General features: G+C 67.1%; 14 protein-coding genes. 9 read left to right on the top strand and 5 right to left on the bottom strand.

Annotation, left to right across the window (positions count from 1 at the left end; genetic code table 11):
• Nucleotides 1–64: 64 nt before the first annotated feature.
• The gene (locus PSR88_RS17625) at nucleotides 65–1531 is read right to left on the bottom strand and encodes a class I adenylate-forming enzyme family protein (protein WP_016884844.1); all 1467 of its coding nucleotides are present in this window, start codon (nucleotides 1529–1531) and stop codon (nucleotides 65–67) included.
• Between the two features lie 255 nt (nucleotides 1532–1786).
• Between PSR88_RS17625 and PSR88_RS17620 the strand changes: the two genes are divergently transcribed.
• Both PSR88_RS17620 and PSR88_RS17615 read left to right on the top strand, forming a co-directional pair.
• Nucleotides 1787–3001, top strand: coding sequence for an acetyl-CoA C-acetyltransferase (locus PSR88_RS17620; protein ID WP_011596088.1), 1215 nt, complete (start codon nucleotides 1787–1789; stop codon nucleotides 2999–3001).
• Nucleotides 3002–3115: 114 nt separating this feature from the next.
• Nucleotides 3116–4207 (top strand): IS630 family transposase, encoded by a 1092-nt coding sequence (locus tag PSR88_RS17615; protein ID WP_342338315.1) that lies wholly within the window; start codon nucleotides 3116–3118, stop codon nucleotides 4205–4207.
• Here PSR88_RS17615 and PSR88_RS17610 read toward each other — a convergent pair.
• The gene (locus PSR88_RS17610; protein WP_016884845.1) at nucleotides 4204–4998 is read right to left on the bottom strand and encodes an LLM class F420-dependent oxidoreductase; all 795 of its coding nucleotides are present in this window, start codon (nucleotides 4996–4998) and stop codon (nucleotides 4204–4206) included. The genes PSR88_RS17615 and PSR88_RS17610 overlap by 4 nt on opposite strands.
• Before the next feature lie 236 nt (nucleotides 4999–5234).
• On the opposite strand from PSR88_RS17610, the gene PSR88_RS17605 reads away from it, so the two are divergent.
• Nucleotides 5235–5714 (top strand): nitroreductase family deazaflavin-dependent oxidoreductase, encoded by a 480-nt coding sequence (locus PSR88_RS17605; protein ID WP_016884846.1) that lies wholly within the window; start codon nucleotides 5235–5237, stop codon nucleotides 5712–5714.
• A gap of 6 nt (nucleotides 5715–5720) precedes the next feature.
• Here the strand turns inward: PSR88_RS17605 and PSR88_RS17600 are convergent, their stop codons facing one another.
• From PSR88_RS17600 to PSR88_RS17590, 3 genes are all read right to left on the bottom strand, one after another.
• Complete coding sequence (locus PSR88_RS17600; RefSeq protein ID WP_016884847.1) at nucleotides 5721–6245, bottom strand: TIGR04338 family metallohydrolase; 525 nt, start codon at nucleotides 6243–6245, stop codon at nucleotides 5721–5723.
• A complete protein-coding gene (locus PSR88_RS17595; RefSeq protein WP_016884848.1) occupies nucleotides 6242–7060 on the bottom strand; it encodes a DUF2786 domain-containing protein in 819 nt (272 codons plus the stop codon). Before PSR88_RS17595 ends, PSR88_RS17600 begins: the two co-directional genes overlap by 4 nt.
• A 73-nt stretch (nucleotides 7061–7133) precedes the next feature.
• On the bottom strand, nucleotides 7134–8102 hold the full coding sequence (locus PSR88_RS17590; RefSeq protein ID WP_016884849.1) for an ABC transporter substrate-binding protein: 969 nt from the start codon (nucleotides 8100–8102) through the stop codon (nucleotides 7134–7136).
• Between the two features lie 62 nt (nucleotides 8103–8164).
• On the opposite strand from PSR88_RS17590, the gene PSR88_RS17585 reads away from it, so the two are divergent.
• The 6 genes from PSR88_RS17585 (at nucleotide 8165) to PSR88_RS17560 (ending at nucleotide 14122) form a co-directional block, all read left to right on the top strand.
• On the top strand, nucleotides 8165–9091 hold the full coding sequence (locus PSR88_RS17585) for a sucrase ferredoxin (protein ID WP_016884850.1): 927 nt from the start codon (nucleotides 8165–8167) through the stop codon (nucleotides 9089–9091).
• A gap of 343 nt (nucleotides 9092–9434) precedes the next feature.
• On the top strand, nucleotides 9435–10508 hold the full coding sequence (locus tag PSR88_RS17580) for an ABC transporter ATP-binding protein (protein WP_016884851.1): 1074 nt from the start codon (nucleotides 9435–9437) through the stop codon (nucleotides 10506–10508).
• Nucleotides 10509–10667: 159 nt separating this feature from the next.
• On the top strand, nucleotides 10668–11942 hold the full coding sequence (locus PSR88_RS17575) for an ABC transporter substrate-binding protein (protein ID WP_037198066.1): 1275 nt from the start codon (nucleotides 10668–10670) through the stop codon (nucleotides 11940–11942).
• A gap of 15 nt (nucleotides 11943–11957) precedes the next feature.
• Entirely contained in the window at nucleotides 11958–13007 is a 1050-nt protein-coding gene (locus PSR88_RS17570) for a carbohydrate ABC transporter permease (protein ID WP_011596082.1), read from the top strand.
• Complete coding sequence (locus tag PSR88_RS17565) at nucleotides 13004–13897, top strand: carbohydrate ABC transporter permease (RefSeq protein ID WP_011596081.1); 894 nt, start codon at nucleotides 13004–13006, stop codon at nucleotides 13895–13897. The genes PSR88_RS17570 and PSR88_RS17565 overlap by 4 nt, the downstream gene beginning before the upstream one ends.
• 33 nt (nucleotides 13898–13930) lie before the next feature.
• Complete coding sequence (locus PSR88_RS17560) at nucleotides 13931–14122, top strand: hypothetical protein (RefSeq protein ID WP_029539768.1); 192 nt, start codon at nucleotides 13931–13933, stop codon at nucleotides 14120–14122.
• Nucleotides 14123–14213: the final 91 nt, after the last annotated feature.

Below are 14213 nucleotides of genomic sequence, written 5' to 3'. Positions count from 1 at the left end.
GGGAGGCTCCTGAGGGTAGGGGGCATCGCCTCGGGTGCGTCCCGAGGTGTGGGGTGTTACTGGATCAGCGGACGGCGGCAGGCCGATGGCGACTCCGCAGTCCCGGTTTGTCGATCTTGCCGACGGGGTTGCGGGGCAGCGCGTCGACGATGTGAATAGCCACCGGCAGTTTGACTTTCGTGAGCCGGCTTCCGAGGTGTTCGGCCAGGAGGACGTCGGTGACGGCGGTCTCCGGGTAGGTGACGACGTATGCCACCGGCACCTCGCCGTACACGTCGTGCGGGGCTCCGATGACGGCCGCCTCGAGGACGTCGTCGTGAGTGGCGAGAGCGTTCTCGATCTCCTTGGGGTAGATGTTCTCCCCGCCGCGGATGATCATGTCCTTGATGCGATCGACGAGGGTGAGGTAGCCGTCCTCGTCGAGTCGGCCGACGTCGCCGGTGTGCAACCAGCCGTCGACGACGGTGCGTTCCGTTTCGTCGGGGCGGCCGAGGTAGCCGCGCATCACGTTCGCGCCCCGAATCACCACCTCACCGACTGCCCCCGCCGGCACCGGTGCCCCGGACTCGTCGACGATCGCGATGGTCTGCCCCGGCAGTGCGGGGCCGACGGTGCCCAGCTTGCGAAGGCCGTCCGGCGGGTTGCACGCGGACGCGCAGGTGCCCTCCGTCAGCCCGTAGCCCTCGACGATGACGAGTCCGAAACGCTGCTCGGCGTGCTCGAGGAGTTCCTTGGAGATCGGGGCGGCCCCGCAGACCGCGAAGCGCAGCGAGGAGGTGTCGCCGACGGTGTCCTGGGAGACCAGGAGGGCATAGATGGTAGGGACGGCGGAGAAGTACGTCGGCCGCAGGCGGGCGACGTCGTCGAAGAACCGGGCCGGTGAGAAGCGTCCGGTGACGCTCAGCTGACCGCCGGCGAGCATCGGGGTCAGGAAGCTGACGCAGATCGCGTTGACGTGGAACAGCGGGAGGATCAGGAGGCAGTGGTCGTCGGCGGTAAGCGAGAAATGCTGCACCATCGAGGAACTCATGACCTGCAGGTTGTCGTGGGTGAGCATCACGCCCTTGGGCCGTCCGGTCGACCCGGACGTGTAGATGAGCAACGCGAGGTCGTCTCCGCCGGCGGTGGTGCCGGGTGCCCAGGCGGGGTCGGGGATGGTCGCCATGTCGTCGACGGCGATCACGGGACGTCCACCGGTCGGTGCGCCGGGTCCCTCGTTGACGACGAGAACCGCTGTGGCGTCGTCGATTTGGTACTCCGCCTCGCTGACGGTGAACGTGGGATTGACCGGGGTCGCGGCCGCACCGATCCGCCAGGAGGCCATCAGGGCGATGAGCAGTTCCGTGCGGTTCGGCAGCATGATCGCGACGACGTCGCCACGGCCGACACCGTTCTCGGACAACTGTGCCGCGAAGGCGTCCACCCGCTCCGCGAACTGTGCGTAGGTCAGTTCAAGTCGGTCGTCGCGCAGGCAGGGCGCATCTCCGCGCTGTGCGGCGAGGTCCCAAGCGAAATAGCCGATGTGCGACACGATTTCGTCCGCCCTTTCGTTGTGGTGTGATCCACAACACTATCGACGGGGTTTCGTACAAGAAACGGCCTCAGGGGCTCGAGTTCGATCGGTTCGTTGTCGGTTGAGCACAACGGCTGGTGTCCGGGGGTTGACACCGCACCGCAGACGTGGTCAATATATGCAAACGCTTAGAAAATAAGCATGTGCTTAGAACTGAGGGGCTGCAGGTCCGCACCGACTGCCGTCCACCACGTCAATCGGTAGGAGTTACCCATGCCCGAGGCCGTCATCGTCTCCATCGCCCGTTCCCCGATCGGTCGCGCCATGAAGGGATCGCTCAAGGGCATGCGCCCGGACGATCTCGCCGCGCAGATGGTCCAGGCGGCACTCGACAAGGTGCCCGCGCTCGACCCCACCGACATCAACGACCTCATCCTGGGCTGCGGTCTGCCCGGCGGCGAGCAGGGGTTCAACATGGGCCGCAACGTCGCGGTCCAGCTCGGCTACGACTTCATCCCCGGCACCACCATCACCCGGTACTGTTCGTCTTCGCTGCAGACCACCCGCATGGCACTGCACGCGATCAAGGCCGGTGAGGGCGACGTGTTCATCTCCGCCGGCGTCGAGACGGTGTCCCGGTTCACCGCGGGCAACTCCGACTCGCTGCCCGACACCCAGAACCCGCTGTACGCCGACGCGCAGACCCGCACCGAGAAGCTGGCCCAGGGCGGGCAGACCTGGGTCGACCCCCGGCAGGAGGGGCTGGTCCCGGACACCTACATCGCGATGGGCCAGACCGCGGAGAACGTCGCGCAGATCACCGGCATCACCCGCGAGGAGCAGGACCGGTGGGCGGTGCGCTCGCAGAACCGGGCGGAGGAGGCCATCGGCGCCGGTTTCTTCGAGCGGGAGATCACCCCGGTGACCCTGCCCGACGGCACCGTCGTGACGAAGGACGACGGTCCCCGCGCCGGCACCACCTATGAGGCCGTCAGCCAGCTCAAGCCCGTGTTCCGCCCGGACGGCACCGTGACCGCCGGTAACGCGTGCCCGCTCAACGACGGTGCCGCCGCCCTGGTGATCATGTCCGACACCAAGGCCAAGGAGCTGGGGTTGACCCCGCTGGCCCGGATCGTGTCCACCGGGGTGTCCGGTCTCTCGCCGGAGATCATGGGTCTCGGCCCCATCGAGGCGTCCAAGCGTGCCCTCGCCATCGCGGGGCTGGGTATCTCCGACATCGACCTCGTCGAGATCAACGAGGCGTTCGCGGTGCAGGTGATCGGGTCGGCGCGGGAGCTCGGGATCGACGAGGACAAGCTGAATGTGTCCGGCGGTGCGATCGCCCTCGGTCACCCGTTCGGCATGACCGGTGCCCGCATCACCGCCACGCTGCTCAACAACCTGACCACCCACGACAAGCAGTTCGGCCTCGAAACCATGTGCGTCGGAGGCGGACAGGGCATGGCGATGGTGCTCGAGCGGCTGTAGGCGGCTCCGCCGCCCGTGCGTGGTTGACGAGTGCAGAGACTCGTTAACCGCTCACGGGCGCGAAGCGTCTAGTGTCCTGAGTCATAAATAAGCCATCGGTTGTTAAGATTGGTCATGGCAACTCGCGGTCCGCGACCGACGGACATTGTGCTGACCGAGACCGAACGCGCAGAACTCGAGGGGTGGTCGCGGCGACGCAAGACCGCTGCAGGTTTGGCGGTACGGTCGCGAATCATTCTCGCTGCTGCCGGTGGTGGATCGAATACCGAAGTGGCGCAGAGGCTGGGGTTGAACCGAGGAACGGTGCGGCGGTGGCGCGACAGGTTCGTCGAGGACCGATGCGACGGGTTGCTCGACGAACCACGCCCCGGCCGTCCCCGGACAATCGACGACGACAAGATCAAGGATCTGATTACCTCGACCCTCGAAACGACACCGAAGAATGCCACACACTGGTCCACACGATCGATGGCCGAGCATCTCGATATCTCGCAATCGACGGTCTCGAGGGTGTGGCGCGCGTTCGGTTTGGCCCCGCACAAACAGGACTCATGGAAACTGTCGAAGGATCCACTGTTCACGGAGAAAGTCCGTGACGTCGTCGGCCTGTACATGAACCCGCCCGAGCGGGCTCTGGTGCTCTGCGTCGACGAAAAAACTCAGATCCAAGCACTGGACCGGACCCAACCGATATTCCCGATGCTTCCCACCACCCCGCAACGCGCCAGTCACGACTACGTCCGCAATGGCACCTCGAGCCTGTACGCCGCTCTCGACATCGCCTCGGGGAAGGTGATCGGATCACTCCATTCACGCCACCGCGCACAAGAATTCATCGCATTTCTCCGCAAGATCGACGCAGAGGTTCCCGACGATCTCGATGTCCACCTCGTGATGGACAATGCATCGACGCACAAGACTCCCGCGGTCAAACGATGGCTTCTCGCGCACCCGCGCTTCGTCATCCACTTCACACCGACCAGCTCATCGTGGATGAACCTCGTCGAACGCTGGTTCGCCGAACTGACCACCAAGAAGCTCCAACGCTCCACGCATACTTCGGTCCAACAGCTCAACAAAGACATCCGAGCATGGATCGAGACCTGGAACGACAACCCCAGACCTTACGTCTGGGTCAAGACCGCCGACCAGATCCTCGACTCCATCGCACACTACTGCGCCAGAATTAAAGACTCAGGACACTAGGCCAGGCCCGACAGCGGCGGCGGGGTGTTCTCGTCGCGCCAGGCGATGGCCTCCTTCAGCGTGCCGAGGTCGTAGTCGGGACCGCCCACACCGACGGTGAAGAGGGTGACGCCGGCGTCGACGTGGGCTGCCGCGTCGTCGACCCCCGGCCACGACGTGGAGTGCTGGATGCTGTCGGGGCTGCGTCCGGCATCCCGTGCGTATCCGGCGAGGATCCCCGACTTACGTTTGTACGTGTCCATGTCGCTGAAGCTGTGCCAGATGTCGCCGTATTGCCCGACCAGCGGCAGCGTCTTCTTCTCGCCGCCACCGCCGATGAGGATCGGAATGTGCCGGGTGGGTGCGGGTTCCAGCTTGCCGAACCGGGCGGTGATCCGTGGAAGGTACTCGGCGAGCAGGTTCAGCCGCGACCCCGCGGTACCGAATTCGTAGCCGTACTCGTCGTAGTCGCGCTCGAACCAGCCCGAGCCGATGCCCAGGATCAGCCGTCCGCCGCTGATGCGGTCGACGGTGCGGGCCATGTCGGCGAGCAGATCCGGGTTCCGATAGCCGGCACACGTGACGAGCGCGCCGATCTCCACCCGCTCCGTCTGCTCGGCGAACGCCCCGAGCATCGTCCAGCACTCGAAGTGGGCGCCGGCCGGGTCGCCGTACAGCGGATAGAAGTGGTCCCAGTTGAAGACGATGTCGACGCCTGCGTCCTCGGCGCGCAGTACCGCGTCGCGGATCAGCCCGTAGTCGGGCGCGTGCTGCGGCTGAAGTTGGACACCGATGCGAACTGGACGAGTCATTCGTGGCTCCTCGGAGTAGACGTTGGGCCTTCTCGATCCATAGTGCTCGCGCGACGGTCGGGCGCACAACGAACCCGCCGAGCGGACGATCTGAGCGGGCGAATGTACCGTCCGGCGCCCCAGATGCGCCAAGCGGTACATTCACCCGGTTGTCGGCGCACCTTCCGCCCATCGTCTTCGAAACGGACGAGGACGCATCACCACCCGACCACACGGCGGACTGGAAGACTGGGTGTGTGAAGGTCACGCAGAGGCCTGACCCGCCCACCGGCATCCGGCGGGCGTTCTTCCGCGCGCCGATCTACCTCTACCGCGTCCACCTCGGCTTTCTCCTCGGCGGCAGATTCCTGCTCCTCGAACACGTCGGGCGCAAGACCGGCGCCCGGCGGCAGGTCGTGCTCGAGGTGGTCAACCACGACGCCGTCGGCGACAGGTACGTGCTGGCCGCCGGGTTCGGTCCCAAGTCGGATTGGTACCGGAACCTGCGGGCGCAGCCGAATGCGAGGATTCAGGTGGGCCGCCGGCGACTGTCCGTGACAGCCGAATTCCTCGATCCCGAGACCGGTGCGGACTTCATGGCGCACTACGCGTCGGAGCATCCGAAACTCGGAATGCGGATCGCCCGGGGCATGGGCTTCGACGTCGACGGCAGCGCGGCCGACTTCCGGGCGGCCGGCCGTGAGATCCGCTTCGTCCGGTTGCATCCCCGCGCCTGAGGCACATCAGCTCAGCCGCACCCCGCCCGCGAGGAGCATGGTGCGCAGGACGAATGCCGCCTCGAGACCGATGATCTCCCCGACCAGGGTGAGGTAGCGGTCCACGTACTCCGGTCCGTGCGGGGCGACCGTCGGGTACTCGGGGTCGGACGGATCCAGGTGATGGGCCACCTCGTGGAGCACCACCAGTTCGCGGAGCGCCCAGGCGTTGCCGTTCCGATGCTCGGGGACCGCGATTGTCGCGCAATCGCTTTCGTAGTGGGCGGCCTTGTTACCCGACCGCGCGCGGACGTGAACCGGCGTGGCCGCCCGCGTCCACGTGGACCGCACCCAGTTCAGGGCGAGCACCCGGTCGACGTAGTCCTGCACCGAGTCGATCGACGCAAACTTGCGTTCCACCGGCAGCGTCACCTGCGACCCCATCACGTCGACGACGCGCAGCCCGCGCTCGTCGGCGCGGTCGAACATGGTGCGCACGAGGGCTTCCGCGTCGTACACGGCGGTCCGCTGGGTGTCGCGGGGTCGCTTCACGACGGGATCTGCTTGCGGGCGGTCGACAGTTCGGGTGAGTTGCTCAGGCGTGCAGTCCGGGCGGCGCGGTCGCCGGCCCGGCGGGCGCTCGACGAATGTCCGGCGGACGCCCGGCCTCCGCGCCACGTGCCGCGGGCCTGCGAGTTCTCCGAATAGTAGTCCTTCAGCTCGAGCTGCTTGTCGCGCAGGACCAGCGCCGTCTCCGCCGACGACTCCGGCACGGACACCGCCTGCTCCTCGGTCTCCTTCTTGGCGTCGGCGAGGCGCTGCCCGATCCGCGCGGCGTAGGCGAGCTGGAAGTTCAACCGGGCGGTGACACCGGCGACGGGGCGTCGCACCCGTGTCGCGACGCGGCGGCGTCCGCGCCTCTCGACCTGCGTCCGCACCGTCGTCTCGCCGCGGTACTCCCCCGACTTGATGTAGGCGTCGGATGCCCGGACCATCTGGATCAGCAGGCTCGCGTACAGGGCCTCGCAGACGTCGATGTCGCCGGCGAACCCGTACGCGTAGATGACGGCCGACGTCTGGGCGATGTCGCACTGGACGTCGTTGGCGGCGGCGATCACCAGGAAGAGTTGCGCGTACGTCCGCAGACCCTTCTTGCCCGGTTCGCCGATCGTGATCAGGCGCTGCGTGGGAGTGGCCCGCTTCTCCCTGTCTGCCGCGTGTGCGCGCGCGACCGCGAGGTCGATCGAGGAGGCGGTGGCGAGCCGCTGGGCGGCGGCCATGAAGGCCTCGCCCTCGTGCGGGTTGTCGGTGGATTCCGCCTGCCGGAGGAGCCCACCGATGCGGGTCAGCATCTTGTCGGAACTCACCAAGGCAGGCTAGCCCCCGTGCGCGGTTAACGAGTCGTGACACTCCTCAACCGCGCACGGGCGGCGAAGCCGCCTACAGTCGCTCGAGGTCGTCGAGGATCAGGTTTGCGCCGGTGAGGCCGATGCCGGTGATCCACACCCGGTAGTCGGTCTGGCGGACGCCGTCGCGTCGTGACGGCCCCATCTGCCCGATGAGGACGGGGTCGATCCCCAGTTCCCCGGGTGCGGACGTGTTCGCGACGAACGCGATTTCGGAGTCGATCTGGGCGACGTTCTCGAGCGAGATCTCGGACATGTCGTTCTTCGCGTCCCACGGTTGCCCGGTGATGGTGTAGCCGGCCGCGGTCAGCACGGAACCGGAGAACGTGCCGGGTCCGTGGAGGCGCAGACCGTCGTCCATCACGCGGATGACGTGCGCGGTGCGGCCCCGGTTGGTTTCGCTCAACGCGGCGGCGCGGGCGTGGAAGGCCGACAGCTTCTGCTCGGCTGCTTCCGTCTCACCCATGGCCTCGGCGAACAGCCGCAGCGTCCCCTGCCAGTCGACCGCGGGCGACACCGAGAAGACGGTGGGCGCGATCGCCGACAGCGCGTCGTACAGGTCGCCGTGCCGCTGCTTGCTGCTGAGGATGAGGTCGGGCTGCAGCGCGGCGATCGCCTCGAGGTTCGGTTCGGCGATCGACGAGACGACGGTTGTGCTGTCCAGTCCGCCGCCCAGGTAGGCGGGCAGCGCGTCGGCGGAACCGGCCTGAGCAGCGCCGACCGGTGTCTTCCCGAGCGTGACGACGGTGTCGATGGGCAGGTTGTCGAGGGCGACGATGCGACTGGGCCTGTTGCTCACCGTCGTCGTGCCCATGGCGTGGGTGACGGTGCGCTGGGCGCCGCTGTCGCTGCCGGTTGCGGCGTCGGGTCGCGCGCATGCCGCGGTGAGTGCGGCCAGTGCGGCTGCTCCCAGTCCGGCCCCGAATTCGCGTCGCGTGAGGGCGTCGACGATCTCCTGCCATTGGGCGTCGGTGACATTCGGGGAGCACGTGGCTGAACGCATCCTGGACCTCGACCTCGAAGAGGGTAGAAGATAGGCGAACCTAACCTTATACAGTCTGTTGCGTGAGCGTGCAGACGACGACGTCGCCCGAGGGGTGGACGCCACCGGCCTGCGCGGCGCTCTCCCGGTCACTCCAGGAGCCGTTGTGCGGCACTGCGCCCCGGGTGCACGGCTGGCTGCTGATCGAGCAACCCGGACCGTGGGGCCGCGACCGGCTCCGGCAGAGCCGCCTCGACCCGGTCCTCGGCGACGCGCTCGCCACCCTGTGCGCCGACGCGGGGGTGCGTCCGGTGCTGATCCGCACCCGAGAGCGCCGCGACGTCGCCGCGGGACGTCACGTCTACCTCGTGCGTCCCGGACGAGCCGACGGCTGGGCGGAGCGACTGCTGGTGCGCGAGGACCGGGAGCTGCTGGACCTCGACCTCGCCATCGACCTGCCACCCGGAGTCGGGGAACGTCTCGACCCCACCGAATCGCTGTTCCTCGTCTGCACCCACGGCAAGAAGGACGCCTGCTGCGCGTCGTTCGGACGCCCCGTCGTCACCGGTCTCGGCCACCGCGACGGACGGGTCTGGGAGTCGACGCACGTCGGCGGCGACCGGTTCGCCGCGACCGTGGTGTGCCTGCCGTCGGGCATCTACTACGGCCGGGTCACCGCGGAGTCCGCGGAACACATTGTCGCCGAACACGATCGCGGACGGGTGGTGCTCGAGCATTACCGCGGCCGGTGCACCGACGACCTGGTGCTGCAATTCGCCGAGCACACCGTGCGGGCCGAGCGGTCGCTGCTCGGACTCGACGACGTGATCCCGCTGTCGGCGGTCCCACGCGCGGACGGCGACACCGACGTCCTGGTCCGGCACCCGGACGGCACCGACCGGGTCCGGGTGCGCACGACCCGCGACGAACCCCGCCTGACCGCCTGTAGCGCGGGTGTCGTGGACAGCCCGGACCGGTTCGAGGCGGCTCCGCCACCCGTGCGCGCTTGACGAGTCCAGAGACTCCTCAACCGCGCACGGGCGCGAAGCGCCTCTTGCGGCAGGAGGTCTCGTTGCGGTTGCGCCGGCGACTCGTGGTGTTCACGCGGAATTCACTGCGCCGATTCATCGGCACATTCATCCCCAGCTGTGGAGAAACCTGTACATGAATGCCACCAACATGTTTCGGACCGAGCGTAATTCGGCCGAATCGTCATCGGGGCTTCGCGACGAGGCCTGACGGCGGTTGTGCGAACCGATCATCCACCGACCCAGCGGTGAGTGAGAAAGTGCGTCAACAGGTACATTCTCACGCACCTGTGCGCGGCGCCGGGTAGAAGGGACTTCGACGTTCATGGCCACAGTGACCTATGACGGTGCCACCTGCCTGTTCCCCGGCTCGGACAAACCGGCCGTCGATACGCTCGACCTGAAGATCGAGGACGGTGAGTTCCTGGTCCTCGTCGGCCCGTCCGGCTGCGGCAAGTCGACGTCGCTGCGGATGCTGGCCGGGCTCGAGGACGTCCACAGCGGCCGGATCCTCATCGGTGACCGCGACGTCACCACCCAGGAACCCAAGGAACGCGACATCGCGATGGTGTTCCAGAACTATGCGCTGTACCCGCACATGTCGGTGGCCGAGAACATGGGTTTCGCGCTCAAGCTCGCCGGCGCCGCGAAGGACGACATCCGCACGCGGGTCGAGGAGACGGCGAAACTCCTCGACCTCGAGCCGTACCTGGACCGCAAGCCGAAGGCACTGTCCGGCGGTCAGCGGCAGCGCGTCGCGATGGGACGCGCCATCGTCCGGCAGCCGCAGGTGTTCCTGATGGACGAGCCGTTGTCCAACCTCGACGCCAAGCTCCGCGTGCAGACACGCACGCAGATCGCGCAGCTGCAGCGTCGGCTCGAGACGACCATGGTGTACGTGACGCACGACCAGGTCGAGGCCATGACGATGGGCGACCGGGTGGCGGTGCTGAAGGACGGGGTGCTGCAGCAGTGTGCGTCGCCCCGCGACCTCTACAACCGGCCCGCCAACGTGTTCGTCGCCGGCTTCATGGGGTCGCCGTCGATGAACCTCTTCACACTGCCGATCACCCCCGACGGGGTCGTGCTCGGCGACGCGACCATCCCGCTGCCCCGGCAGCTGCGCTCGGACAGCGACGAACGTCAGGTGGTCGTCGGGATCCGCCCCGAACACATGGAACTGTCGACCACCGGCATTCCGATGGAGGTCGCGGTGGTGGAGGAACTCGGATCCGACGCCTACATCTACGGCCGCAGCACCGTCAACGGGGAGACGCAGCAGTTGGTGGCCCGTGCCGATTGGCGGAACCCGCCCCGCAAGGGTGACCTGGTGAAACTGCACGTCGATCCGTCCCAGGTGCACCTGTTCTCGGCGTCCGAGGGCTACCGGCTGAGCTGATCCGGCGGTGGCCGGAGCGGTTCCTGACCGATTCAGGTCGGGGGTAATGCCGGACTTCTGCGGTGTTCCATGCCACAGTATGTTCCGACACCGCGCCGGTGCCGCGAGTTCAGTCGTGCCGGTAACGGGTTCATCCACATCTACCTACGGGGAGACTCCATGGTTCAGATTTCGAGAGCGGTCCGGCGCGCCGCGGTGTTTGCCACCGCTGCCTCGCTGGTCACGCTCACCGCTTGCTCGGGCGACAGCGGCAGCGACTCCACGTCGGAGAACCTCGACGGTCGCGGACCCATCACGTACGTCGAGGGCAAGGACACCACCGAGACCGGTGTCGTCCGCCAGATCATCGACGCGTGGAACGCCGAGCACCCGGACGAGCAGGTGACGTTCAAGGAGCAGTCGAACGACGCCGATCAGGCGCACGACGACCTGGTCCAGCACCTGCAGGCCAAGCAGTCCGACTACGACGTCGTCGCACTCGACGTCCCCTGGACCGCGGAGTTCGCGGCCAAGGGCTGGCTGCAGCCGCTGACCGGCGAGTTCGCGGTGGACAACACCGGAATCCTCCCCGCCACGGTCGACAGCGCCACCTACAACGGCACCCAGTACGCGGCGCCGAAGAACACCAACGGCGGCCTGCTGTACTACCGCAGCGACCTGCTGCCCGCGGCACCGAAGACGTGGGCCGAGCTGGCCGCCGCGTGTGAGGTCGCGAAGACCAACAACATCGACTGCTACGCCGGTCAGTTCGCACCGTACGAGGGCCTGACGGTGAACACCGCCGAGGTCATCAACGCGTACGGCGGCTCGTTCGTCGGCGAGGACGGCAAGACGCCGACCGTCGACAGCCCCGAGGCCCGCGCCGGCCTGCAGGTGCTGGTCGACAACTTCAAGAACGGTGACATCCCGGCCCAGGACACCACGTTCAAGGAGCCCGAGAGCCAGAAGGCGTTCGAGGACGGCAAGGCGCTGTTCCTGCGCAACTGGCCGTACGTGTACGGCACCGCCGACAAGGATTCGTCCGCGGTCAAGGGCAAGTTCGCGGTCGCCCCGCTGCCCGGCAAGGACGGCATCGGTGCCTCGACCCTCGGTGGCTACAACGCGGCCATCAGCGCGTACTCCGAGAACAAGGCGACGGCCCGCGACTTCCTCACCTTCCTGCAGGGTGAGCAGGCGCAGCGGATCATCGCGCTGGGCTCGTTGCCCCCGGTCCGCGCCGCACTGTACGACGACCCGGAGATCATCGCGGCCTACCCGTTCATGCCGACGCTGAAGGTGTCGATCGAGAACGCCGTCCCCCGTCCGGTCACCCCGTACTACCCCGCTGTGTCGAAGGCAGTGCAGGACAACGCCTACGCTGCCATCAAGGGTGAGAAGTCGGTGGATCAGGCGATCACGGACATGCAGTCCGGCATCCAGTCCGCAGGCTCGTAGAGCACAGGAGTGAACATGGCCGTTCCGACTGGGACCACCAGTGGAGCGCCGGCCCGTCCCGCGGCCGGGGATAACGACCCCGGCCGCGGTTCGCGTGAGAAGAACGAGAACAGGCGACGCTTTGGGCTGAGCAGTCGCCGCGCGTGGCTGTTCGTCGTCCCGACGCTGGCCGTGCTGGCCGTCGTCATCGGCTACCCGGTGATCCGGGCAGTGGTGATGTCGTTCCAGAAGGACGCGGGACTCGATCCGTCGACCGGCATGTTCGTCGAGGGCGGCTGGGCCGGGTTCACCAACTACACACACTGGATTCTGCAGCAGTGCACCTCCCCGAGCGGGGTGGCCGTGGCGTGCCCGCCCGGCACGCTCGGCTCGCAGTTCTGGTCGGCCGTCGGGAACACCGCGTTCTTCACCGTCGTCACGGTGGGCCTCGAGGTCGCGATCGGTCTGTGGATGGCGATCATCATGGGCAAGACGTTCAAGGGCCGCGCCCTGCTGCGTGCGGCGGTCCTGATCCCGTGGGCCATCCCGACCGCGGTCACCGCCAAGCTCTGGTACTTCATCTTCGCTTACGACGGCATCGCCAACCGCCTCCTCGGCACCGAGATCCTGTGGACGTCGGACGCGTGGCCCGCGCGATTCGCGGTGATCATCTCGGATGTCTGGAAGACCACACCCTTCATGGCCCTGCTGATCCTCGCCGGCCTGCAGATGATCCCGCAGGACGTGTACGAGGCGGCGCGGGTCGACGGCGCCTCCGCGTGGCAGCGGTTCCGGCAGATCACGCTCCCGCTGGTGAAGCCGGCGCTGATGGTCGCGATCCTGTTCCGCACGATGGACGCCCTGCGCATGTACGACCTCCCTGCCATCCTGACCGGCGGCAACCCGGCCACCACGACGGTGTCGATCCTCGTGGTCGACCAGGTGCGGCAAGGGTTCAACAGCGCGTCCGCACTCTCCACCATCACGTTCCTCCTGATCTTCGCGGTGGCGTTCGTCCTCGTGAAGTTCCTCGGCGCCAACGCCGTCGAGACTCAGGAAGCCCAGCGAAAGGGGCCGAAGTCGTGACCCATCGCGCCCCGGAGCTCGAACTCCCGAGCAGGCCCGTCCGCCGCAACCGTTCGAAGCGGTTCGCTTTCAAGAACTCCCGCATCTACATCGGTGTCGCGATCATCCTCGTCTGGGGGCTCGCCCCGTTCTACTGGATGATGGTGACGGCGTTCCGCGACCCCGACTACACGTTCGACACCACACCCTGGCCCACGCACGTCACGCTCGAGAACTTCCAGAACGCCCTGTCGACGAGCAGCGGCAACAACTTCACCCGGGCCGTCGTCAACAGCATGATCATCGGCGGAATCACCACCGTTGTCGCCCTCGCCGTCGGCATCTTCACCGCCTACGCGCTGGCCCGCATCGAGTTCCGGTTCAAATACGTGGTGGTCGGCATCGTGCTCGGCGCGTCGATGTTCCCCGTCGTCGCCCTCGTCACCCCGCTGTTCCAGCTGTTCACGAACATCGGCTGGATCGGCACCTACCAGGCGATGATCATCCCGAACATCTCGTTCGTCCTGCCGCTCACCATCTACACGCTGACGTCGTTCTTCAAGGAACTCCCCTGGGAGCTCGAGGAGGCGGCCCGGATCGACGGCGCCAGCCGCGGTCAGGCGTTCCGGCTGGTGATGTTGCCGCTCGCGGCGCCCGCCCTGTTCACCACCGCCATCCTCGCGTTCATCGCGACCGTCAACGAGTACCTGCTCGCCAGCCAGCTCTCCAGCGACGCCACCGAACCGGTCACGGTCGCGATCGCCCGGTTCTCCGGCAACGACCCGCACGTCGTGCCATACGCGGCGATCATGGCGGCGGGCACGATCGTCACCATTCCGCTGGTGATCATGGTGCTGCTGTTCCAGCGTCGCATCGTGTCGGGCCTGACGGCCGGCGGCGTGAAGAGTTAACGGTCGAGCGGAGCGAGGGGAAAGGTGTCGGTCATGCATCCGGTGGCGAAGCGGCAGCGGCTCGAGGTTCTGACCGGCATCCTCGGGTTCTTCACGGTGATGGCGTTCATCGCCGCGGTCGTCGAGGTCGTCCGCGGCGACCCCGGCGTCACCCCCGCGCTGGTGTTGCTCGGCTGCCTGGTGCTGTCGGGGCTGGCGATCGTAGCCCGGAATCGGGTGCGCTGAAACAGTACGGTCGGTATGGATATTTGCTGAGCGTTAGCGCGGCGCGCGTCACACTCGAGGCCCTTCACATAACATACGTACCGGTGGGTGC

The organism is Rhodococcus sp. DK176, assembly GCF_038447315.2.
In the GTDB taxonomy this organism is placed as follows: Bacteria; Actinomycetota; Actinomycetes; order Mycobacteriales; family Mycobacteriaceae; genus Rhodococcus_F; species Rhodococcus_F jostii_A.
This window is presented reverse-complemented; position numbering and strand designations above follow the sequence as displayed.

Coding starts and splice junctions, on each gene's coding strand:
- PSR88_RS17575 (WP_037198066.1), top strand. CDS start 10,668: ATGGTTCAGATTTCGAGAGCGGTCCGGCGCGCCGCGGTGTTTGCCACC.
- PSR88_RS17610 (WP_016884845.1), bottom strand. CDS start 4,998: ATGACTCGTCCAGTTCGCATCGGTGTCCAACTTCAGCCGCAGCACGCG.
- PSR88_RS17620 (WP_011596088.1), top strand. CDS start 1,787: ATGCCCGAGGCCGTCATCGTCTCCATCGCCCGTTCCCCGATCGGTCGC.
- PSR88_RS17590 (WP_016884849.1), bottom strand. CDS start 8,102: ATGCGTTCAGCCACGTGCTCCCCGAATGTCACCGACGCCCAATGGCAG.
- PSR88_RS17570 (WP_011596082.1), top strand. CDS start 11,958: ATGGCCGTTCCGACTGGGACCACCAGTGGAGCGCCGGCCCGTCCCGCG.
- PSR88_RS17560 (WP_029539768.1), top strand. CDS start 13,931: ATGCATCCGGTGGCGAAGCGGCAGCGGCTCGAGGTTCTGACCGGCATC.
- PSR88_RS17580 (WP_016884851.1), top strand. CDS start 9,435: ATGGCCACAGTGACCTATGACGGTGCCACCTGCCTGTTCCCCGGCTCG.
- PSR88_RS17615 (WP_342338315.1), top strand. CDS start 3,116: ATGGCAACTCGCGGTCCGCGACCGACGGACATTGTGCTGACCGAGACC.